The sequence below is a fragment of the Frankia sp. Mgl5 genome, from assembly GCF_023242985.1.
Lineage (GTDB): Bacteria > Actinomycetota > Actinomycetes > Frankiales > Frankiaceae > Parafrankia > Parafrankia soli.
This window is the reverse complement of record NZ_JALKFY010000206.1, coordinates 1-258: the sequence shown is the minus strand read 5'-3', so window position 1 is coordinate 258 and position 258 is coordinate 1. Positions and strand designations below refer to the sequence as shown.

Annotated in this window: 1 protein-coding gene; it reads right to left on the bottom strand. The window is 56.6% G+C overall.

Annotated features, from left to right (window positions below; all coding sequences use genetic code 11):
- Nucleotides 1-258 (bottom strand): hypothetical protein (locus MXD62_RS09025; protein WP_248828921.1); only part of this gene is annotated, 258 nt, incomplete at both ends.

Genomic DNA, 258 nt, shown 5'->3' with positions numbered 1-258 from the left:
ATCGAGGCGTACTGCTTGTAATCGTTCAGCTCGGTTGGCAAAAGCGCCGGAGCTTTTGTTTCCACCGCGATTTTGCCGGCTTGCAGCGCATTTGCCAGGTTGCGCGCCGCTCCCGGATGCCCTTCGATAATCAATACTCTTGGGGTGCCCTGAACTTGCGTAAAAGCGTGCGCCTGATTGTTTACCTGAATGCTGTCCTTCTGCGGCTGAATCTCGACGCGGTAGCGCTGAAAGCCTTCCTGGCGCGATTTCTCCGGC